The following is a 23,276-nucleotide window of genomic DNA, read 5'->3' as shown; positions in this document are numbered from 1 at the left end:
CAGCCCACTCTTGCTGAATTCAAAAATTCAACAACTTAGCCAGCAATTACGCGTACGGGGCGCCTTCAGATATTTCGAAGCCGTCCAAATCTATTTCATCATCATTGAACGAAGCGCCACCAAATATGGCATCATCTGCATAATCATCGTCAGCGGCCGACCCCCCTTTATTCTTTTTGGCAGTTATAGCCGTCACGGGGTCATCGTCCATACCCTCAATCTGCTGGGGGGCATCGCCCTTCGAGCGTACAATCTCAGCCTTGTCAAGATGTTCACCAGGTATGAGCTCCTTCACATCGAGGTAGAAACTGCGGTTGTTGAATGGGTCGAACACAAACTCCAGGCGTTGTTCCTCGTCCTCTATCAACTCCGACAGACGTGTGCTGTCCATCACATAGATATCCTCATCTGAGTCGCCAAGGCCCATATCCTCACGTGTTACCTGCTCGCCGCGTTCCCATTCGTCGTTGCACAAATAGAACGAAGTCATTTGGTCATCGGGGTAGCCACACGATTCGAGTATTATTTTATTCAAGTCAAGGAAGCTTGCCTCGCTGTCGATTTTCACCTCGCGAACAAAGCCGTCCACCTCCTCGCATATAAATTTTATTCTGTATACCATATTATTAAGTCGGTGTTTGTAAGTTAGGCTGGGTGGTTCTAATAATTCTGAAATAGGGATTTGTACGTTATCGGAAGTGTATTTTTGAAAGTTTGTGAGGGAGCATAGCAGGCTATGTGACCGAACAAAACTTCAAAAAGACACTTTCGAGAGCGTGCAAATCACATTTCAGAATAGCAGAACTCTAAAAACAGAATTTTTAGAACCACCCTTATTTGATAATACCACGCTTTGACGACGTTATAAAGTCGAGGATATACTCAATTTCCGGACTCATTGGCACCGTTTCGCGTATTTCCTGCAAGCACTCTTCACGCAGTTTGCCGCGCTGATAAAGCAAGCGGTAAGTGTTGTGTATGTTTTCAATCAGCTCACGGCTGAAACCACGACGGCGCAAGCCCACCAAGTTCAAGCCACAGTAAGCCACCGGCTCACGGGCTGCCATGCAGTAAGGCGGTATGTCCTGGCTGGTGCGTGTACCACCACCCACCATCACATAACTGCCCACATGGCAGAACTGGTGTATCAGCACACAGGCCGAAATGATGGCAAAGTCGTCTATCACCACCTCACCGGCTATTTTGGTAGTATTGCCAATGATGCAACCATTACCCACCACAGCATCGTGTGCCACATGCATACCCTCCATCAGCAAGTTGTTGGAGCCTACCACAGTCTTGCCTTTTGCGGCAGTACCACGGTTAATAGTCACATTCTCGCGAATGGTGTTGTTGTCGCCCACCTCGGCGGTAGTTTCCTCACCCTTAAACTTGAGGTCTTGTGGAATGGCACCTATCACAGCACCCGGAAAAATGCGGTTACCATCGCCAATGCGCGCACCCGACAGCAGCGTAACACTGTTCATCAGATGGTTATTTTTGCCTATTACCACATTTTTGTCGATGTAACAAAACGGACCAATCTCACAACCCTCGCCTATCACAGCTTCGGGGTGTATGTATGCTAACGGACTTATCATATTTAATCTTTATATGCATGAGAGCCTTACAAGCTCTTACTTATTCTTAACTATCTGAGCCGTAAAGGTGGCCTCCATCACCACTGTTTCGCCCACAAAGGCAAAACCATGCATTGTAGAAATGCCGTGGCGTATTGGCGCCATCAGCTCAACCCTGAACAGGAGCGTATCGCCCGGCACCACCTTCTTGCGGAATTTTACATCGTCTATGCGCAGGAAGTAAGTGCTCCATCGCTCGGGTTCCTCAATAGAGTTGAGCACGAGCAAACCACCTGCCTGGGCCATGGCCTCAATTTGCAACACGCCGGGCATGACAGGCTCCTGCGGGAAGTGACCTTGGAAGAAGGCTTCGTTCGACGTCACATTCTTTACAGCCACAATAAAGTTTGAGCCAGTCTCTACCACCTTGTCCACCAACTGCATGGGGTAGCGGTGCGGCAACAACTCGCGTATACGGTTAACGTCCATCAGCGGCTCTTCATTGGGGTCGTAGTTTGGCGCCTGTATTTCGTGCTGACGGATTTCGCGACGCATTTGGCGCGCAAATTTATTGTTGATAGTGTGTCCCGGACGTGTGGCAATAATTCTACCCTTTATCGGACGGCCTATAAGGGCCATGTCGCCTATGATGTCGAGCAACTTGTGGCGTGCCGGTTCGTTCTGCCATACCAAGGCACGATCCTGCACATAGCCAAGCTTTGTAGCGTCGCGATGCTCCACGTGCAGGTGGTCGGCCAAGCGGTCGAGCGCCTCTTGCGATATTTGCTTCTCGTATATAACGATGGCATTGTCCAAGTCGCCGCCCTTGATAAGACCGGCCTTGAGCAGAGGTTCAATTTCGCGTACAAACACGAATGTACGTGCCGAGGCTATTTCTGTTTCAAAATTGGCCATGTCGTCAAGGGTCGCAAACTGACTGTTGATAAACTGCGACTCGAACGATATCATGGTAGTGATCGAGAACTGGTCGTCGGGCAGTATGATAATAGACGAACCGGTCTCCTCATCGCGGAACTCGATCTTCTTCTTTATCACATAAAAGTCTTTGGGGGCATTCTGCTCCACCACGCCCACGCGCTTGATGTTTTCAACGTAAAGTATAGAACTACCATCAAGGATAGGGAACTCCGGACCATTCACCTGTATCAAGCAGTTGTCAATACCCATGGCATAAAGTGCAGCCATGGCATGCTCAATGGTGCTGCATCGGGCTTCACCCTTTGCCACCACTGTGCCGCGCGAGGTGTCTACCACATTCTCGGCTATAGCTTCAATTATGGGTTCGCCCTCAAGGTCTATGCGTTGTATTTTATAGCCATGATTCTCAGGGGCGGGATTAAATGTCACCGTCAAACTGAGTCCGGTGTGCAGCCCCTTGCCATAGAGCGAGAAACTGCCGGCCAATGTTTGCTGTTTTAACATAATGTTATATGATGTGGACAATTACAAGCAACTGTCCTCTGTTTTGTATGGATAATATGATTTGATTTTCGAAATTGAGCAGCACATACCGTGCAAATGCCAAAGCGCCCCAGGGCCGAGATTCAACTTACTTTGCCTCTGCACCGCCAAGTGCGTTTTACGCACGCTATTTTGCCTTCAGCGCCTGTATTTCCTTTTTGAGCGCCTCTATTTCCTGACGCATTTCGGGCAGATACTTGAACACCACGCTCGAGCGCATAAAGTTCTTGGCATCGATTGCCGGACTGCCCTGTATTGTCACATGGCCCTTGCGTATGCTGCCTGCTATGCCTGCCTGGGCGCCACAAAGCACACGGTCGCCTATCACAGCGTGGCCCGCTATGCCTACCTGTCCGCCAAACATACACCATTCACCAATCTTGGTAGAACCTGCCACACCCACCTGGGCCGACATCACTGTATTGGCGCCTACCTCGCAGTTGTGTGCCACCTGCACGAGGTTGTCAAGCTTAACGCCCTTGCGCACAATGGTCGAGCCCATGGTTGAACGGTCAACACAAGTGTTGGCACCTATTTCTACATCGTCCTCAATGGTAACAATACCTATTTGAGGAATTTTTTCATAGCCATCGGCAGCAGGAGCAAAACCAAAACCATCGGCACCTATCACACAACCTGAATGCAGCGTCACACGGTTGCCAATTTTACAATCGTGATATACCGACACGTTGGGATAGAACAAGCAATCGTCGCCCACGGTGGCACGTTCCTCTATCACCACGCCGGCATATATTTGACAGCCCTTGCCCACAACGGCGTGTTCACCTACATAAGCAAACGGGCCCACATAGCTGCCCTCGCCCACCGTAGCCGTTTCAGCCACACAGGCCAAGGGGTGAATGCCTGTGCGCTTCTGCATGGTCGACTGATAGAGCGTAAGCAAACGGGCTATGGCCTCATAGGCATTCTCCACACGTATCAGTGTGGTGTGCACCTCGTGTTCTGGCTTAAAATCCTTATTTACGAGCACAATACTCGACTGGGTGTCGTAAAGGTAGTGTGCATAATGCGGGTTAGCAAGGAAAGATATGGCACCTTTCACGCCTTCCTCTATTTTGGCAAAGGTTTTTACAGAGGCATTTTCATCACCTTCAACTGTACCGCCAAGATACTCGGCTATTTGCTTTGCAGAAAATTCCATGTATAGTGATTGCTTTTCTTGTTTGTAAAGAGTGGTCTCCACCCACCTCATTAGCAGGTGGACGACGCGCAATATCTTTTTATTTTCGTTGTCTAAAGGCTTTGGCCTTGGTATGTCTTTGTGCGTCAATTATTTGACAACAACATCGTTTGCAACAGTTTACAAATCGTAATACGTTGGTTTTCAGCACATTTACTTCAAACATACGACTTATAGACTATATTTACCCGTATTATCAAAGACATAGGTTTATGCAAATATCGCAAAAATATTCGATATAAGCCCCTACACCTATGGTTTTTTACACGAATGCGCAGTTTTGTACAGGTTTGTAGGGGTTTGTACTATTTCCCATTCCTAAACTATAGCCTATCAGGGCTGTCTGCTTGAGGATGACGCTATCTCAATGACAGATTTACATGGCAATAAGCAGAACACTCACCTACCCTTACATACAATATCTTGTAAAACTGTCTGCACTCTGCACTTTTCCTTATAATAGCATTGATACAGAACACTTTACAGCGTGTAGATAACGCCAAAATTTGTATACACACCGCTTAATTTGTCTGCACAGGCTGCTGTATCAGACATCGCACTCTGAGGGTTTTGTTATGGGGGCAAGACTTTTCTGTTGCTCCGACAGAAAAGTCTTGCCCCCATAACTGTTTTTACGCTGTGGCAAATCTGATGCGTGCAGACGGCAGTGCAGACAAATAATGATGGTGTCTACACGCTTTTATTTACTGATTATCAACTGCTTACATTGTAAAAGTGTAGAGTGTAGCGAGTTTGTGTGCGCGGACTAATATGCTAATGCGGGAATATGCTAATATGTTAATGTGGTAATATGCTAATGAACTGACGCCGTAGCATTACCACTTGTAACACTAAGGCGTCAGCCCTTATGTTCTTTAGGCCACGCGGACGTTAGTCCGTGGCCTAAAGCCGCGCAGCGGCCTTATGTACTTATGTTCTTTTGTTCTTATGGTTACCGCGTTAGCGGCCAAAGCACTAAGGCGTCAGCCCTTATGTTCTTGAGGTCACGCAGACGTTAGTCCGTGGCCTCAAGAACATAAGGGCTACGCCGTAGTGTTGCTTGTTGGTTGCTTAGCACGGGAAACATTATTTGTGTACAACTTGTACACTTTTTTTGTTTGCAAGCCATAATGCACCCTATCTTTGCACCCACTACTAACTAAATTGTATATTATCATGAATACCAAACAAGCCTTGCTGCAATTTGTGCAGCAAATTATGCACGAGGGCATCGATGCACTGATTGACCGTATCGCCAACCGCGTGATTGAAAAACTTGACGAAGCCCGAATGTCCATGCCACAAACGGCGGCGGAGTATGACGACGAACTACCACAGCCGAAAGAATTTGTCAAGCCACAACCGAATAATGTTACCGAGCCGCAACCAGTAAAAGCATACCATGAGCAACCCGACACGCCCTCCCTTACGGAACAAGCCATGCAAATGGTTGACGAGATGTACGACACGCGCTATAACGTGCTTGACCGCGTGGCCGAAATACGCCGACACAATGAGGTCTCTGCCCAGTTTGTGCCGGTGAACAAACTGGTGCGCAACACCATTGTTATCGACTTGCACAAACGCGGGTGCATGGTGTGGAACAACGATGTGGACCGCATTTTGGAGTCGGACTATATGCCGCAATACCACCCCTTTACAAGTTATTTGAAATCGTTGCCCGCATGGGACGGTACCGACCGCGTGACACCCCTCGCCGCCCGTGTGAGCCGCGATCCGCTGTGGACCACCGTGTTCCACCGCTGGCTGCGCGCCATGGTGGCCGGGTGGCATGGTGCTGAGGGTGGTGCCGCCTCGCAGACGGGTGGCAATGCCATGATACCCTTGTTGGTGAGCGAGGAGCAGGGTCTGCGCAAGAGCACCTTCTGCCGCATGTTGCTGCCGCCCGAACTGCGCAACTACTACTCCGAAAAGTTTGAACTCTCGGGCACGGAGCGGCTCGAATTGGCGTTGTCGCGCTTTGCACTTGTCAACCTTGATGAGTTTGACCGTTACAGCCAGCACCATGCGGCCAAACTCAAGAATTTGGTGCAGCTCGGCACCATGCAGTCGCGTCGTCCGTATGCGAGCGGTTTTTCCGAGATGCCGCGCGTGGCCTCGTTTATTGGTACGAGCAACCGCTACGATTTGTTGAACGACCCCACGGGCAGCCGCCGTTTCTTTTGTCAGGAGGTGCACGGGGTGATAGACTGTGACACGCCGCTTGACTATGCGCAGCTTTATGCGCAACTGTTGCACGAGGTGTTGTCGGGTGAACTGACTTATTTCACGCACACCGAGGAGGCTGCCATTCAGCATCACAACCGATTGTTTTACCAGTCGTCGCCCCTGCGCGAGTGTTTTGTGCGCCGTTTCGAGGTGGCTGATGAGGGCAAGCTGGTTGATGGTGGCAAGTGGCAGACGGCCACGGCCATATTCCGCACGCTCAAGCGTGACTTGCGTGGCATGGTGCGCAATGCCACGCCTAACACTTTGGGACGTGAACTGATGCAGCTCGACGTGCCGCGCAAGAGGTGCAACCGCGGGGTGATGTATTGGGTGAAAGCACGAGAAAGTTAATGTGCTAATGGACTGACGCCGTAGTGTGGCTTGGCAGCCGCTAACGCGGTAAACATAAGGACATAAGAACAGAAGGACAGAAGATATACGTTTGTGTTAGCCGCTTACCGCGGGAACATAAGAACATAAGCTACATAAGAAACACAAAAGGCCGCTGCGCGGCGGACGGCCACGGACTATCGTCCGGGTGGCCTCAAGAGACATAAGGGCTGACGCCGTAGCGTGGCAACCGGGTTACTATTTGCAACTATTATTACTTCTATATAACAAAGTTCAAATATCATCTTTGTTATTATCTCAACTTGTTTGCCATTCTGGCAAAGGGAACTGTTCGGTAAAACGAAAGCTCGCAAACAGACTCAAGCTCCAAACGCTACCTCTAATGGGGGCGACGCGTCTCGCGGGAAAGTGCAATTTTCATACACTAAATTATTGCTGTCCAGTAAAAGCATTCTGATATTAAAGCTCACGGATCGCACCGATTGCACGGATTTTTTTGCTTGTGCAACGTGCTTTAGCACCACGGAGATGACGGATTTGACGGATTTTGTGAGCATTGCATGCTCACTTCGCTATTGGCCCGTAACGTACCTGTGACGAAATACGTTAGCACAGATTATGTAGTAAGGGACCTGGTCGCAGCAACGAGCTAATAGCGAAGTGAGCATGCAATGCTCACAACATCCGTAAAATCCGTCATCTCCGTGGTGCTAAAGCACATTGCATAAGCAAAAAAATCCGTGCTATCGGTGCGATCCGTGAGCTTTAATATCAGAATGGTTTCACTGGACAGCAATAATATACTATACTGAGAAGCATTGGAGGGTTATACGTATTACACAAAAAGGATTCGAAGTTTGTTTGACTAAACTTCGAATCCTTAATTAGATGTATTCCGTATGGGCGGGATTATCTGCCACGCCCACGTAATTACTTGTTATAAACAGGACTGATGATATACCAGTTATCCTCAACGAGCAATTTGCCGAAGAGTAAGCCATCGTAAGTGGCAGGTGTCTCGTAAGGTGCACCATCAAAGTTACGACGGGCAATCTTCCATGCCAACCACTTTGTACCATAATCGGCAGCAGTGTTGCTGTCAAGGTTCATGTGACGGGCAATACGAATGAGGTCAAACATACGTGTACCCTCATAAGCCGTTTCGAGTGCATATTCGTCAGCAATCAACGTTTCAACAGCATTGATTTCGGCAGGATCTGCGGCAAGCGGCTCAACCGGATCAAGCGTTTCATAGTCCTTGCGCTGCTCCTCGAGGCTTGGTGTGGTAGTACCACCTTCTTCAGGTGTTACAACATCGTTCCAAGGCAAACGTACACGGCGCTTGATGCTCTGCACATTGGTCTCGGCAAGTGCTGCACAACGCTCTTTTTCCTGCAATATACGACCCTTGATCTTTCCGCCTTTGGCAATATTGCCATGTACAGCCAATGCAAAGCTATTGAGGCTGTCCATTGACGAGGTTACGCCTGTACCCATCTCATGAATACCTACGTTTGACCAGTTGTTTGAGGTGAAGTCGAGGAACTTGGCGTACTCGGGCTCAGCCTGTGCACGGCGCAACTCATCAACACCGACGAAGAATGCGGCATGATAGGGAGTCGTGGTCTTGGTACTATCCAAGTAATAAACGAGTTGCTTTGTATGTGCAGCGTCGTCGTAAGCGATAGAGTCGCCCAATTCGGGAACGGTGTTTTTAGTCAAACCTGTGTTGAGCACGGCGTAAGCCAAACGCGGGTAGCCGGCACGGTTGATTGCCTCGGCGTAACGCAAGTAAATTTGCTTCAGACGATAGATTGACTTGTAGTGTCTGAAGTCGTAACCACCTGCTGTGCTGCTGGCATTGACATAGGTTACAGGAGCCTCCTTTACAATGTAACGGTTGCGGCCTCCCTCCTTGGTTTCGAAGATAGGAGCTGTAGCAGCCAAACGTGCATCACCTGCGCCAGTGTAATACTCTACGCTGGTAGGAGCACCTGTGGTGTTATCTGAAGTTGTAACAGAGTAGTTCTGAGCCTTACAGAGATTGAGATACGCATTTGAGGGCTCTACCTGACGTGACTTATAGTTTACGCTGAGTGAAACACTACCTGATGTAGAACCACTTGACGAGGTGCTGTTGGTTGAGTTAGAATCGAAGCCATAGATTTGTGCCACCTTGGTCAAAACGCGACCAAAGGTGCTGTTGGCAGCTGAAGGCAACAAAGTGACATTCTCGGCATTGAGCGATGTGGCTGCAAGGCCGCGTGACACCCATGAGTTGATGTTGGGCGAATAACTATATGAGCCATTGGTGTTGATGTTCTTGCCGAATGTGGCATAAGAGCCTGATACACCTACGCCCTTGCGTGACTGCTCCTTCAGGAAGTAGTAGTAATTCTTAGCTGCTTCAACATAATCTTGCTTTGAGGCACCACGGTAAAGGTAGAGGTCGCCAAGGAGTATGTCGGAATAGAAGCGCAAATATGAACTGTTTACCTTGAAGTTGTCATTACCTGTGGCAAACTCACCATACTGCGGATAGCCTAAAGTGTGCTCTATGGCATTGGCACGCTCGAGGTCGCCCTTCAACAGGTCGACCAAGTTGTCGGCTGTTGCCCAGATGTCGCCCTCGGGCTTGGTTTCCCAACCGGTGTCGGCATTGTCAACAGGCTTGGTGATGAAAGGTACACGGCCGTAAGTCTGTACTAACTGAATGTAAGCCCAAGCACGAATGTCAACAACCTGTGCATACTCACGCTTCATGTAGTAAATGTTGTTCTTTACTGCACTGGTGTCAACCTTGGCAAGGTAGAAGTTGCACTGGTTGATTACCTTGTAGTAGGCAGAACGATTGAGCAAGCCATTGTCGCCGTCACGATTGGCATTGGCATTGGTGCGGTCGTAATTGATTATGCCCGAAACGGAGTCGCTCACATAAGCTGTTGGGGCTACCAAATCACTGCGCAGGTCACCCAAGAGTTGGTTCTGCTCAACCATGTCCTGAACGTTACGCAAAATACCTGTGTAGAAGTAGATGGTATCCTTTCCACTAAAGTTTTCAGCGTAACGATTCATATCGGGGGTCAACATATCTTCGCAAGATGTGGTGACAGCACCAAATCCCATGAGGAAGATGAGAAGACTTAAAATCGATTTGTGTTTCATTGCTGTATTGTATTGAGAGTTGAGAGGTGAGAGTTGAGAAGTCAGAAACCAACTTCTGAACTCCCCACTCCCTACCCTTTTCTGTTAGAGGTTGATGGTTACACCAAGATTGAAGTTGCGGCCCTGGGTGAGGTAGCCTGCATCGATGCCCTGATAGAGCACGCCGTTGCCTGCCGAGAACTCGGGGTCGTTGCCTGTGTACTTGGAAATGGTAAACACATTGTTGCACTCGCCCCATACTGAGAGGCCAAGCAGCCAACTGAGGTTTACAGGCACATTGTAAGTAAGGCGGATATTCTTAAGCTTGAGGTATGAACCATCTTCAATCCAACGGTCTGAGAAACGCTCGTTGTTTACCCACTGTGTGCTGGTAGGATCCATTGCACGGGGTATGTCGGTCTTTTGTCCCTCGTAGCGCCAACGGTTGACAGCAGCAGTTGTTTGATTCCAGTTGTTGTTGAGTGCCTCCAACTGCGAACGCTGGTAGTTGAACACGTCGTTGCCCAAAGAATACTTGAAGTTGACGTCGAGTTTCAGGCCCTTCCAGCTGAGCGAGGTGTAGATGTTACCATAGATATCGGGATTGGGGTCGCCGATGACTACCATATCAGCTTCGTTGATCCAACCATCACCGTTTTGGTCTACAAAGTGTACATCACCTGCCTTGAAGTCGCGCGAGGGCTGTTCGGCCAAACCTGTCGGATAGCGGAGGTAATTGCCGTCCTTGCCAGCTGCACGTGCCTCGGCGTCTGATGAGAACACACCTGCTGTTTTGTAACCATAGAATACACCTGCAGCATGACCTACAGCGGTAAGTATGTTGTTGGTGCCATACACTGACGAGGTGTAACCATGTATCTGCTTTTCAGTATCAGCTATACGGTTGCCGTTATCGTCAAGGGCGTATGTGCGAATGGTGTTGAGCGAGGTTGAAGGCAGAGCCGTGATCTCATTCTTGTAATGGCCGATTGAGAAGCCTGCCTGCCAACGCCAATCCTTGCGCTGCACGAGCATGGCATTGACGTTGAAGTCGACACCACTGTTGCGCAATGAACCGTCGTTAGACCACATGGTGGCCAAGCCTGTGATGTCGCTCACTGCCTTGCGGGTGAGCAAGTGGTCGGTGTTGCTGTGGAAGTATTCGATGGCGAAGTTCAAGCGGTTGTTGAGGGCACTTGCCTGCAAACCGATGTTATAACGCTTGGTTGTTTCCCACTGCAACTTGGGGTTCTGAATGTTTTCGAGTACAAGTGCCGTTGCTTTGTCAAGGAACTGGGTGTTGGCAAAGTATGTACGTGTGGCATAGTAGTCGATGTTGTCATTACCGCTGATTTCATAACCACCGGTGAGCTTCAAATAATCGATGCCCTTGACATTGAACCACTTTTCAGACGACATAACCCATGCAGCCTGCAATGAGGGGAAGAGACCCCAAGTAACACCACAGAGCTTGATGCCTTGTTCGGCCTTCTTACCAAAACGCGAAGAGGCTTCCATTGACATGGTACCTGTAAGGAAGTACTTGTTCTTGTAGTTGTAGCCTACGTTGAGGTAATATGCCAAGTTGGTCCACTTGTCGTTTGCACCACCATAGCTCTTGTACTGCAATGAGTAGGCCATGTTAGGCATCTTATCCTGGTCGTTGTTGTAACCAGTGATGTTGCTCGCATTGTATGAGTAAGAGTTCATGCGGAAACCGCCATACAACTGTACGTCGTGTGCGCCAAAGGCACGGTGCCAATCAACACAGAAGTCGTTGTAAAGGGTGGTTTCCTTGGCAAACTGTGTACTTACGATACTTGTTACATCGCCAAGTCCTTCAACGTTCTTGGGAGGTGTACCATACTTAGGCAAGTAGTACTTTTCGTTGCTGCGATTGAGGATATAGCTGAAACGGTCCTTGATGGTGAGGAAACGGTTAATCTTGTAGCTCGGAGATACATTGAGATTGAACTGTGTCTGTTCCTGGAAGTTCTTGTTGTCACCATCACCATTCTGCAAAATCCAATAGGGGTTGATCAAGCCCGTATAGCCGTAGCTGCTGCCAAACATATAGGGGTTGTTGTTGTCGCTATAGATCTTGCCTGAATATACGGTGTTAGAGTGTACCAGTTCGAGATTGTTGCCCGTAGAGTGTACATAGTAGGCATACGGACTGATGAACGGTGTCTGTATCATGCCCAACACATTGGGCGAAGTGATGTTGCGTGTGGCATAGCTCTCGGCCCAACCATTGTCGCGAAGGTTATAGGCATTACGCGAATAAGCGAAGTCCAAACCTGTAACAAAGTCCTTGAACATGTTTACGTCGGTGTTGAAACGAATGCTCAAGCGGTTGAAGTCGTTTTTCTTGGCTGTGGCATCGCTCTGGGCATAACCCAAAGAGAGGTGATACAATGCCACATCATCACCACCATCAACGCTCACCTTGTAGTTCTGCGTGAATGTGTTGTGATAGAGGTCCTTCTGCCAGTCTGTCTCGTTGTGATAGAGCTTGTAGTAGAAGTAGTTGGGATCCTCGTTGAGGAACGGTGTAGTCTTGGTGCTGCTGACAACGTCGTTGTTGGGCTGTGTACCAATCAATTCGCTGATGTAGTTGCGATACTGGCTGGCATTCATCACCTTCATCTGCTCAGGCGAAGTTTCAAAACCTGCATAGGCACGGAAGTTGATGCGTGTTACCATGCTCTTGCCACGACGGGTGTTGATGAGCAATACGCCATTGGCGCCTTTTGCACCATAACGGGCAGTACCGTTCTTGACAACTTCTACGCTTTCAATGTCATCGGGGTCGATGATGTTGAACACGTTGTTGACAAAGCCCTGGTGCAAAGAGCTGCGGTCGTACTGCATATCGAGCATTACACCATCAACAATGACAAGAGGCTGTGCATTGCTGTTGAGTGAGTTCAAACCATTGATAAACATGGCTGCACCCTGAGCGGGCATACCACCACGATTGATGACACGCAAGCTACCAGCCAGCCCCTTCTCCATCTCGTTCTCGATGGTAAGTGAGTTGGGCTCGTCAACCATCATCTTCTGATTATTGTTCAGCTTGGTGCCATTGGCAAAGAAGTCTGCGTTCATGCCGCTGGTGAGGAACACGTCCTGACCTGTGGCACCCTTGATGGCCAACTGGGCAGGATTGTAGTTGGTGTCCTTGGCAGAGACATACAACACGTCTACAAACTCCGGCACACGAATGGTGTACTTACCATTCTCATCGGTCATGGCGCTGTAGTAGCTGTTGCTCAACGACTGAACACTTGCACCTACAACAGGCTTGCGGGTGGCACCATCAAACACGTATCCGGTAACCTCCTTCATCTGATATTTGGGTGCCTTTTTCTTTGCAGCCGGTGCCGTTGGGGCAGAATGGGCTGCAACGTTGTCACCATCTTGAGGGGTCTGGGCTGAAAGCACGCATGCACCTGAAAGCATGAACATACATACTCCTGCTCTCAGGGTACCCTGCATCAAGTGTATTTTCTTATTGTTGTTCATTATTTGCAATATTAAGGTTGAAATAAGGCTCAAGCATTGTTCGCACTGCACAATGGCAGGCGAAACAAATGCTTAAAACTTGATGCTTATTCACCAACGGGTTCAACAAATATTTTGACGACGCTCAAACCTGAAGGCTGCGTTTTAAGATAAGGACGATAAGGCTTTAACTTGCCAGGAATTTCGAGCTTCAACAGCGGGTAGCACTTGTTGACACCTGAAGGCAAGTTGTAATAGCACTTGGGTATTTCGATTGACTCGAACAAAGTGTATGTCTTAACCTCATTATCATCGACAGTTATATCAGGGCTTTGCTCACCGATTTGATTACCTTCGTCATCGTAAACGGCAGCAAAGAACTTGGTATTTTGCATGATTTCCTTTTGCTCACCAGTTTCCTTGTCTTCTACCAAGTAACGGTGGTTGAGGTCCACGCGGTTTGGTAGGAGCAAGATGCGAATGCGGTACTTGCCACTCATGAGCGATTGAAGCGGGATGAACACCTTCATTGCACTTGTCTGACGGGAAGGTACAGAGAAGTAGCGATAGCCCTTTGTTTCAAGTGATGAGATGTCAATATCCTTATTCCAGTTATCACCCTCTACCAAGTAGGTGTAAGTGCCCTTACCCATGCTACCTGATACTGAATAGAAACCGACATTTGAGTCGTAAAGCATGTCGATAGAGCTTTTCTGCATGATGGTGTTGGCAGGATCGGCCTTATACTCAGTGATGGGGAATATAACACCATTTGATGCCTTAACATAGTGACCATCGCCGAAGAGCGGGTTCAACTGGCCCTTGACGGGGTTGTAGAACGTACTGTTGTTTGTCGAAATCAACGAGTCGGCGTACATGGCATAATTGGCAATCATTTCCTTGGCCTCTTCGCGGTCCTTTTTCTTGTACTGTTCTACAAATGACTGTGCAAAGATTGAGGGTGAGAAGTACATGCTCGTAATAATCGTGCGCTTGGTGTTATAATCAACCAATGAGTCACGATCTTCCTTTGAGAATGTTTTTTCGGCAGTAAATGCCTTGTCCACATCATCGTTTACAGGATTGTAGTTGTACTTGTAGTAAGTGCTGTAGTTGAAAAGCTTTTTCGTTTTCTCTTCTGCCACAGTCCAAGCTGCATCGGTAGGAATAACCGCTACATACAAGCTATCCTCATTCTTGATCTGCGCACCGCAAGAGTTGAGCAACTCGTTGTTGTAATAGAACACCGAGTCTACATAGATCATCTTGCCGTCCTCGCCCATGCCACCAGGAGTGCTGGCACCTTCGTTGAATGTGCGTTTGTTGATTTCAGGATCTGTCAGTGTGCCATATACATTCTGAAAGATGTCCTCGTTGTCACCCATGTAGTCATAGATGTTGTAAGCGAAGGCTGCCTTGCCGTCGAGTACATGCAACATACCATTTGACGACGGGATAGTAGGCATAGTGGCATCAAGCTTTACAGCATTGAATACGCCCTCGCCTGCATTGTATGAGCACAACTTGCCATTGAAAAGGCGCACGTTCTGCTGTGACTGTTCAGCCTCATAGTTGAAGCGGGCCATGTGGTTTTGTGCGAACTGCAAACCGATGTTATACTCCATACGGTCGGCCTTTTCTGTCTGACCAGCCTCACGCAATGCTTTGATCTCTTCAATCTGGTCAAGATACTGCTTGGCATTGTATGTACCGTTGCGGGGAGCCCAGAACGTGAACGACTGTGCCTGATTGAGCAATTCGGCATAGGTCATTGTACGCTTGGTGTCTTCCTCCTTGGTGTAGACTCTGACCTGCTTAAGGATCATACCAAGTGAGTCTAACTCCTCAGGGTGACTCTCGATGTTCTGCCAAATAGTTTTGTTTGAACCTTCGGCACCCGTCAAGATATCGTAATGGTCATCTGAACATGCGGGGAAAGCCAGGAGCAATGCTGCTCCCAACGTGCCGCCCATGACCTTTTTTACTTTATTTAGTTTCATGATAGGAATTGTTGTGGTGTTATGCGTTACCAAACGTCCTCAGGCTCAGAGCCATTGTATACGCTTGAAGGTACGAACTCTATGTAATCGAGGAACAACTGCGACTTTGAATAGTCAGGTATGGCTGACTTGAAACGCAGATAGTAAGTTTGGTTGGCCTTGAAATAGTCCGTGGTCAAAATACGGCGCAAAGCGCAGCTCGAACCACCGATATTACGTGCCGGCGTTGCTTTGCTCTTACCACCTGCGTGGAAGTACTGCGGTGCCTTCATGTAACCTTGGTTACGCAAGTTGCGGTCATTCTCGCGACAAGTTTGCTCGTCGTAGTCTGACTCTTTGTCATCAACCCATGGTTTACCGGGAATCATGTCAACCGTTTCACGCTGGTCGATTGGAAGGCCAACAGGATTCATGATGTTAGGCGATTCACCCAAATAGATTTGCACCATACCACGGAGGTTGTTGTTTGAACTTGCCAAACGCAATTCGTACATACCATCTTTAGGCACACGGGGCAACTTAATTGTCAAGTCGTACAAGCCCGTTGCAATGAACTCATCGCCTTGATAGTCTCTCCAGTCCATACCCTTACCGCAGAAGCCTTCTTGCAAATAGAAGAGTTCGGTACCAACGCTTTCGTTTGTAATGCCTGAGAAATATCCTCTCGGGAAGAAAGCAGGCTTTGAACCTCTGATGTCATTTGAAAGAATCTCGGGGAAGAATGTGGTGAAGTCGATACGCATACGCTCTGAGCTCAGAGCGTCCTTCGTTGCATTGCCATTTACAAGCACGTGGTCGATGGGGAAATAATAGCCATTGGCACCATCGTTTTCATAAATGGTTTCCTTTCCGTTGCTTTCGACACGGTTCTTGTTGCTGGGTGCCACGTTCAAGCCCTCACCTGTACGCACGCTACCATCGATTTCCTGATAGTCGCCAAGGATAGGTGAACCGTCCCACAACGTGTTGTACTTGCACACACGGTTGATATAATACTTGGGCTCGCCAATATTGTCGCCCTTGCCCTTACCCGGAGTTTGGGTAATTTTGAGCAATGCGCCAGATTTTGTGGTATAGTAATCCCACACATCAACCATATATTTTGTCGAAGACTTTACAGTGTAGCTCTCACCACACTCGTAGTCGTACTCGTTCCAATGGTGTACGGCAGAACGGTCCTCAAGCACAATTTTACCATCAAGCAGGTGATAAGCCATGAACTTGTTCAAGGCATTGCCCTCCTTCTTGAGATCATCAGCATCAGCCGTGCCATAAATGGCCTCACACTTAGCCTTGAGCTGCGGAAGTATTGTGCTGTTCCAGAAAGCATCGGTAATACAGCCGTTCTCGTCAACCTGTTCGGGATTGTTGTTATCGGGCTTTGTTATGCCCCAATCTGAAGCAAACACGTCGTCGGTTTCGACAAAAGCGGTATAACCAATCAATCTCTTGCTTTGGTAAGTATAGTCGCTACCCGCATTTTCGAGTGTGCGCTTTTCACCAGCATGAGAGAGGTGCTCCTTTTCATAAGCCTCTTCCTCTTTGGTTTGCAGTCCGAGTTGGTCGGCATAGCCAGTAACTTCGAGCAACTTGCTGATAATACGCATATTGGGAGCGGCAGAGATCAGATTGACTACAGACTTGTCAGAAGGCACGATCACATTGTTAATCAAGTGAAGCATACCATTTGAAGCCTCCAAGTTTGACTCAATAACCGTTGCGGTATCATTAAGCTGATATTCGCCTGAGGTCAACTGCTTGCAAGAGATACGACGCTCACGCAAGTTAGTCGTGGCAAACATACCATCGCTTGGAAAGTCTGCCAACTCGTATGCCGAGTTTGAACCATTATCGATGATACAGTTCAAAGCGACAGCTGTCTTTTGCTCATGAGTCAGCACATTGTAATCGCTGCTCTCACCATTAGTAAGCAAAGACACATACTTTGCTACGGCATCATTATTGGGCGCAAACACGGTGTAGTTACCACGTGCAGACAGTACACTTTCTATAGAAGACGCATTGTCAGAAACGCCCAACTTTGCATCAGCAAATATGGCGCGAATGCTCGACAGGTCAGGACGTTCAGACAAATAATCGTCCAGTGTCTTCTTCGTTTTGATGGCATAGGCATCAGCACTGATCTCCTCCTTACACCCTACAAAAGTGAAGGGAGCGACAAGGAGCGCCAGCAACGAGATGCAAGCCACCAAACGACGACTATTAAACATATAAGTATTCATAGTAGTACTTATTTTTTAGTGTAACGATCCCAAATCGGGTTCTGCACAAGCTTGCCACCATCAGCCTGTCCCTTACCGTTCACCTTGAGTTCCTCACTGTAAATCGGATTGTAGAGGCTGTAGAGTTTTGACAAACGGTTAGTAACCTGCTGCTTGAAGCTACCGAACGCCAGAGCCGAAGAAGTGCTCTTTTGGTTGGCTACATACGAGAATTCAGCCTGACGCACGATGTCGTACCAACGCTTGCCTTCAGCAACGAATTCACGCTGGCGCTCACGGTATACATTAGACAGAAGCGTGGTAGCAGATTTGCCAGTCACATTGTAGTTCTCATTCAAACGATCGCTGTACAAATTGTTTGACAGCTTGTTGGCATCAGCCTGCGCTTCAGCAGGTGTAACCAAAGCAGGGTTGTTACGCTTGAATATCTCATTAATCAACTTGTAACCCTCCTTCAAGTCTGCCTCACTGATAGAACCAGACATCAAGCCCAAACGTGCAATAGCCTCTGCCTTAATCAGCATCACATCTGTAAGGCGATAAACAGGCCAGTGTGCATTGTTAGAAGAAGTTGTACGACCAGAGATATTCGAGAATGAGTTGAGCTGCGACATATCCTCAGTGCTTGTTATCGAGAAGTTCTGGGTTACGAACTTTGAAACAGGCTTTTCTGTTCCTGTGTAAGGATAATAGCAAGTCTCCAACAAACGGAGGTCTGACTTACCAAAACCAATTTCGGGATCAACCGATGTAACAGAAGAGAGCAAGTTGTTAGACAACACCATAGTACCCGGGGTAAAGGTGTTGTTTGAATAGGTAGACAAATAGTTATTGACAGTACCATTGGTCATGGTAGTACCATCATACTGCAGTTCGAAAACACTTTCGAGCGAATTTTGCGAGCCGAAATTGTTCGAGTAAGAATTATCTATTATACCATTGGTAATCTTGCGCTCGTTCAAGTACAAGGGATAAGGTTGCGTCTTCTGCTCGGCAGTGGCCGAAGTCAAATTCTTCTGCAACTCTTCCCAATACTTTTCATACAAGAGGTCGATAACTTCTTGTGAATAGTTTTTAGCCTTTTCCAAGTAAGCCTTGGCCAAGTCATTACACAAAGCGTTATTTATAGTCTTGCCATCCTTTGTGGTATAACCAGTTACATTGCCATTCTCATCTTTAACGGCAATGTCGTCCATATTGATTTGTGCTGTGTTTTCCTTGCTCACATAATCCTTGAGCATGCAAGCACGCCACAGACACATATCAGCAAGCAGCGCCTTGATACCCTTCTTTGTAAAGCGGCCACAGTTGTCAGCGTCCGAACCGAGGTTCTTTGCTGCATAATTAACGTTAGCCTCGAGCGAGTCGATGCACTCACCCAAGATAGCCACACCAGGCACGGCAGCAGACTTGCTTGCTCTTGCCTCGGCATCGGTACGTACAGACTTCGTGACATAAGGCACATCGCGGAACGACCTTACCAAGTAGAAGTAATAGAGTGAACGCAAAGCCAACATTTCAGCACGGTATGAGCGGTAGTCGGCACGCGTAAAGCTGGGGTCAACCTCCTTGCCAGGAACGGTCATGTCCAAACCCTTTTCCAATACGAGGTTGCAATAGTTAATGCCTGTGTAGAAGCCAGACCAATCGAACATGCCCTCACTCGGCTGCAACACAGCATTCTGCAAGTTGTCGACAGCTGTGTTCGACACATTGTTCAAAGACAAATTGTCTGAACGCAACTCACCCCATTGCAATATTTTCTCAGTCTGAGATGCCTTAGCCAACTGACTGTATGCACCAGCACGCACACCATCAAGGTCAGACTTATCCTGCCAGAAGTTCTCTTCAGGCAACTGGTCAGTTGGGAGCAATGTCAGATAGTCGTCGCACGAAGTCATTGCGCCGCCCATGAGGATCAAGCTGCCAGCAAGCAGGAGTTTTGTATATATTTTCTTACTATTCATGATAATGAATTTGTTTCGGTGGTGGATAGTGAAGCACTGCCTGCCATGCCTGAGGCATTATGGCAAGAAGCCTTCACTATCCATACACTTTTTAGAAACCAAAGTTCAAACTAAATGTGAATGAACGAGAACGCGGAGTCTGCGAAGAGTCAGTACAAGGAGAATAACCGCCTGCAGAGTGTTCAGGGTCAACGCCTGAATACTTAGTCCAGAAAATCAAGTTATTACCTGAAGCACTGATACGCAATGTGTTCAAACCGATCTTCTTCAACTTTTCAGGAGCCACGCTATAAGAAAGCTGGAAGTACTGGAAGCGGAGGAAGTCGCCGGGTTCTACATAACGGTCGCTCACCAATGAGTTGTAAGTGGTCTTAACATTCGCACTCATGGCGTGAGGAATTGTGGTGTACTGACCATTCTTGCGCCAGCGGTGGTTAACCGAAGCACACTGGTTCATGTTGCTTGTCATGCTTTCGGCATTCAAGCGAGCAAGGTTGATGATCTTGTTACCCATACGGAAGTTGAAAGAAGTCTTCAATTCCCAACGTCCATACTTAAAGTTCACACCGAAACCACCATTGAGCTTAGGATTAGAAGTACCCAAGTATACAATATCGAGTTCGTCGATATTACCATCATGGTTGATATCCTCGTAGATAGCATCACCACCATCAAACTGGTAGTTCTTGCCACCATAGTTAAAGTACATGGGGAGCGGGTTACCGTTCTTGTCGTAAACTACATTGCCATTGGCGTCGAACACGATAGGTGTAGACTTGGCCAATTCAGGACGTGCAGAGCTCTTGTCGCTTACCCACAAGTCGGGACGAATGTTGCCGGCAGCCGTGTTCGGGTTACCATATTCGTCAGTCCAGTTGTTCTTCGGGTTCTCCTGGCCATTGATGGGCTGGAAGTAACCATTGTGGTCGTAGTCGTAAGCATAAACGCCCTTGAACTTGAAACCATAGATACCACCCAAAGCATTACCAATCTGCACACGGCTGAGCACCTCACCATTATAGTATTGGATATCAGTGTTGTACGAAGCCAACACCGAAGCGTCCATATTGGTGATAGTGTTCAAGTTCTGAGAGATATTGGCACGGAAGTTCATGCTGAACTTACCCACCTTGAAGAGGTCGCGCGTTGAAACATAAAGTTCCCAACCCTTGTTCTCCATATCGCCGACGTTGGCCCAAGCCAATCTTGCGAAACCGGTAGTAGAAGGGATACGCACGTTAGAGTTCAACAAGTCAGAAGTCTTTTTGTTGTACACATTCAAGTTGAACCTGATAAGGTCCTCAAAGAGGTTCAAGTCCACACCAATGTTCCACGACTTAGTCTTCTCCCAACGGATTTCGGTAAGCTTCAAGTTTTCAGGATACATTACCTGCGTACCATTGTATGATACACCGCTACGGTTGTACTTGTTGTACATCAAGCCCTCGCTACCTGGAGCAAGACCAGTCATACCCCAACCTGGAGAGAATGCCAACATGCTGATGACACCGCGCAGAGGCTTGAAGAACTTTTCGTCAGAAATGTTCCAACGACCAGACACACCAGGGAAGAAGCCCCACTTGTTGCCCGAACCAAAGCGTGTGCTACCATCGGCACGAAGCGTGAAGTCGAAGATGTACTTAGAACCGAAAGCGTAGTGGATAGAACCAGTACCGGCTGCACGGTGGCTCTTGCCAGTGCCCGAGCTTGAACCAGTGAGGTAACCATTTACGGTCGGGTCGGTGATACCACCAGTCACACCAGTAGTTGAGTGGCTCTGCGAAGTGCTGTTAGTCGAAGTAATTTCGAAACGGCCGAGAACCTGCAACTGGTGGTCAGTATTTGCAAAGTGCGGGTGGAAAGTCAACTGGTGACGGGTTGTGAACTCAAGGTTCTTGTTCTCACCATTACTTGTCTTGTAAATACCATCGCTCCAAGTATCAGAAGTGAGCGAACCAGGATAGTAAGACTGAGAAGAATAAGTGTAAGCGTTCATGTAAACATCACCACGGTAGTTGAGTTCCGTTTCATCATCGCTCTTGCCCAACAACTTGTACTCGATGTTGAACTGCGGTTTGATGGTATAGGTAGACTCGTGCTGCCAAGCCAAATTGGCAATGGCCACGGGGTTACCATTGGTGATCATGTCGTTAAGATAATAAGAAGTACGACCGCTATTAGCACCTACCAAGCCAGAAGAAGAGGCACGCGGCGGCATGATGAAATATTCGCCAGTGTCGAAGTATTCACCCACGCCATCAGCAGTTTCGCGATATTCGTAGCGGTTGATAGACATATTAGGCATGGCCTTATATGCACGTCCCAAGATGCCGCTATCATAGTTCTTATTATTCTTTGTATAAGTCAAAGAGAAAGTTGAAGAGAACTTGATACGGTCAGAAACCCAGTAGTCCAAGTTCATCAACGTAGTCAAACGGTTAAGAGACTGCTTGATGATGGTACCCGTTTCGTGGTCGTAAGTACCAGACACACGGAATACGGCCTTTTCACCACCACCTGATACAGACACACCATATTGATGAGTCTGACCAAACTGTGTAACCTCCTTAACCCAATCGGTGTTCTTATTATAGTTACCATAATAAGACGGGTGGCTTGTCAAGTACATGATTTCGGCAATACTTGACTGCTCCTCGGTAAGCATACGGGGGTTGTGGTAAGCCTCCTTCAACATCATGGTATAGCCGTCACCATTGAGCATTTTCATGCCTGAAGGCTGCCATGAACCAGAGAAACGATAGTTGAAGTTTACTTTGGTTTTACCACGAGCACCACGACGTGTGGTGATTTCGATTACACCATTCGAACCACGAGCACCCCAAATAGCAGTAGCCGAGGCATCTTTCAGCACCTTGATGCTTGCAATATCCTCAGGAGCCACCTGCAAGAGTGTGGCAAACTGCTCTTGGTTGTCCATATTGTCGAGTTCGAGAGAACTGTTGTCATAATCCTCAAGGATATAGCCATCGACAACAATCAAGGGGTTTTGGTTACCATTGATAGAAGTTACACCACGCAGACGCATGCTTGAACCCGAACCGAGGTTACCAGAGTTTGACACAATGTCAAGACCGGCAATCTCACCTTGAAGGGCGTCGGCAGCTGTCTCGAACGAGAGGCCAGCCATCTGGTCCATATCAAGCGTTTGCTGAGCGGTAGAAATTTCGCGTTCAGGAATGACGAGACCATTAGAGCGTGTTTTACGCGTTGTGGTAACCTCGGCAGATTTGAACGTATTCTTATCAATGAGTTCGATGTTAAATCGCGCATTGGCACCAATAGGAAGAATCTTCGTCTGGTAGCCAATGTAAGAAACGCGCAGACGGTTGGCCGGATTCTTTACAACCATAGAGAAGTTACCATTGGCATCAGTTTGCGCTGCGGTAACGTTACGGTTATTTTTGTCCTGCTCAACTACGTACGCCATTACAATGGGGCCGTCGGCTTTACTCCACACACGACCCGAGATGCGCTTCTGTGCGTTAGCGGCTAAAGCACAAAAGAAGCACAAGACCAGCGTTAATAGGAACTTTATGTTATTCATAATATTG

Annotated in this window: 11 protein-coding genes; 1 reads left to right on the top strand and 10 read right to left on the bottom strand. The window is 48.0% G+C overall.

Features of this window, described 5'->3' with window-relative positions:
- Positions 1–46: 46 nt before the first annotated feature.
- The 4 genes from BQ5453_RS09370 to lpxD form a co-directional block, all read right to left on the bottom strand.
- Positions 47–622, bottom strand: coding sequence for an IS1096 element passenger TnpR family protein (locus BQ5453_RS09370; RefSeq protein ID WP_071123020.1), 576 nt, complete (start codon positions 620–622; stop codon positions 47–49).
- Between the two features lie 211 nt (positions 623–833).
- Complete coding sequence (lpxA, locus tag BQ5453_RS09365; RefSeq protein WP_071123019.1) at positions 834–1,601, bottom strand: acyl-ACP--UDP-N-acetylglucosamine O-acyltransferase; 768 nt, start codon at positions 1,599–1,601, stop codon at positions 834–836.
- A 36-nt stretch (positions 1,602–1,637) separates the two neighbouring features.
- On the bottom strand, positions 1,638–3,023 hold the full coding sequence (locus BQ5453_RS09360; RefSeq protein ID WP_071123018.1) for a bifunctional UDP-3-O-[3-hydroxymyristoyl] N-acetylglucosamine deacetylase/3-hydroxyacyl-ACP dehydratase: 1,386 nt from the start codon (positions 3,021–3,023) through the stop codon (positions 1,638–1,640).
- Between the two features lie 166 nt (positions 3,024–3,189).
- Positions 3,190–4,224, bottom strand: coding sequence for a UDP-3-O-(3-hydroxymyristoyl)glucosamine N-acyltransferase (gene lpxD, locus BQ5453_RS09355; protein ID WP_071123017.1), 1,035 nt, complete (start codon positions 4,222–4,224; stop codon positions 3,190–3,192).
- 1,215 nt (positions 4,225–5,439) lie between these two features.
- On the opposite strand from lpxD, the gene BQ5453_RS09350 reads away from it, so the two are divergent.
- Entirely contained in the window at positions 5,440–6,843 is a 1,404-nt protein-coding gene (locus tag BQ5453_RS09350; protein ID WP_071123016.1) for a VapE domain-containing protein, read from the top strand.
- 930 nt (positions 6,844–7,773) lie between these two features.
- Here BQ5453_RS09350 and BQ5453_RS09345 read toward each other — a convergent pair.
- The 6 genes from BQ5453_RS09345 to BQ5453_RS09320 form a co-directional block, all read right to left on the bottom strand.
- The gene (locus BQ5453_RS09345) at positions 7,774–10,008 is read right to left on the bottom strand and encodes a RagB/SusD family nutrient uptake outer membrane protein (RefSeq protein ID WP_071123015.1); all 2,235 of its coding nucleotides are present in this window, start codon (positions 10,006–10,008) and stop codon (positions 7,774–7,776) included.
- Between the two features lie 84 nt (positions 10,009–10,092).
- Positions 10,093–13,515, bottom strand: coding sequence for a SusC/RagA family TonB-linked outer membrane protein (locus BQ5453_RS09340; protein ID WP_083361194.1), 3,423 nt, complete (start codon positions 13,513–13,515; stop codon positions 10,093–10,095).
- Positions 13,516–13,601: 86 nt separating this feature from the next.
- On the bottom strand, positions 13,602–15,494 hold the full coding sequence (locus BQ5453_RS09335; protein ID WP_071123014.1) for a hypothetical protein: 1,893 nt from the start codon (positions 15,492–15,494) through the stop codon (positions 13,602–13,604).
- A 26-nt stretch (positions 15,495–15,520) separates the two neighbouring features.
- On the bottom strand, positions 15,521–17,737 hold the full coding sequence (locus tag BQ5453_RS09330) for a fasciclin domain-containing protein (RefSeq protein ID WP_071123013.1): 2,217 nt from the start codon (positions 17,735–17,737) through the stop codon (positions 15,521–15,523).
- An 8-nt stretch (positions 17,738–17,745) separates the two neighbouring features.
- Entirely contained in the window at positions 17,746–19,704 is a 1,959-nt protein-coding gene (locus tag BQ5453_RS09325) for a RagB/SusD family nutrient uptake outer membrane protein (RefSeq protein ID WP_071123012.1), read from the bottom strand.
- 91 nt (positions 19,705–19,795) lie between these two features.
- The gene (locus tag BQ5453_RS09320; RefSeq protein ID WP_071123011.1) at positions 19,796–23,269 is read right to left on the bottom strand and encodes a SusC/RagA family TonB-linked outer membrane protein; all 3,474 of its coding nucleotides are present in this window, start codon (positions 23,267–23,269) and stop codon (positions 19,796–19,798) included.
- Positions 23,270–23,276 lie beyond the last annotated feature (7 nt).

Origin of the sequence: Prevotellamassilia timonensis (assembly GCF_900106785.1) — a bacterium.
Taxonomy (GTDB): domain Bacteria; phylum Bacteroidota; class Bacteroidia; order Bacteroidales; family Bacteroidaceae; genus Alloprevotella; species Alloprevotella timonensis.
This window is presented reverse-complemented; position numbering and strand designations above follow the sequence as displayed.

What these genes read in the sequence shown, in the direction of transcription:
- BQ5453_RS09340 (WP_083361194.1), bottom strand. Translation starts at nt 13,515, where the DNA reads ATGAACAACAATAAGAAAATACACTTGATGCAGGGTACCCTGAGAGCA.
- lpxD (WP_071123017.1), bottom strand. Translation starts at nt 4,224, where the DNA reads ATGGAATTTTCTGCAAAGCAAATAGCCGAGTATCTTGGCGGTACAGTT.
- BQ5453_RS09320 (WP_071123011.1), bottom strand. Translation starts at nt 23,269, where the DNA reads ATGAATAACATAAAGTTCCTATTAACGCTGGTCTTGTGCTTCTTTTGT.
- lpxA (WP_071123019.1), bottom strand. Translation starts at nt 1,601, where the DNA reads ATGATAAGTCCGTTAGCATACATACACCCCGAAGCTGTGATAGGCGAG.
- BQ5453_RS09330 (WP_071123013.1), bottom strand. Translation starts at nt 17,737, where the DNA reads ATGAATACTTATATGTTTAATAGTCGTCGTTTGGTGGCTTGCATCTCG.
- BQ5453_RS09345 (WP_071123015.1), bottom strand. Translation starts at nt 10,008, where the DNA reads ATGAAACACAAATCGATTTTAAGTCTTCTCATCTTCCTCATGGGATTT.
- BQ5453_RS09350 (WP_071123016.1), top strand. Translation starts at nt 5,440, where the DNA reads ATGAATACCAAACAAGCCTTGCTGCAATTTGTGCAGCAAATTATGCAC.
- BQ5453_RS09335 (WP_071123014.1), bottom strand. Translation starts at nt 15,494, where the DNA reads ATGAAACTAAATAAAGTAAAAAAGGTCATGGGCGGCACGTTGGGAGCA.
- BQ5453_RS09370 (WP_071123020.1), bottom strand. Translation starts at nt 622, where the DNA reads ATGGTATACAGAATAAAATTTATATGCGAGGAGGTGGACGGCTTTGTT.
- BQ5453_RS09325 (WP_071123012.1), bottom strand. Translation starts at nt 19,704, where the DNA reads ATGAATAGTAAGAAAATATATACAAAACTCCTGCTTGCTGGCAGCTTG.
- BQ5453_RS09360 (WP_071123018.1), bottom strand. Translation starts at nt 3,023, where the DNA reads ATGTTAAAACAGCAAACATTGGCCGGCAGTTTCTCGCTCTATGGCAAG.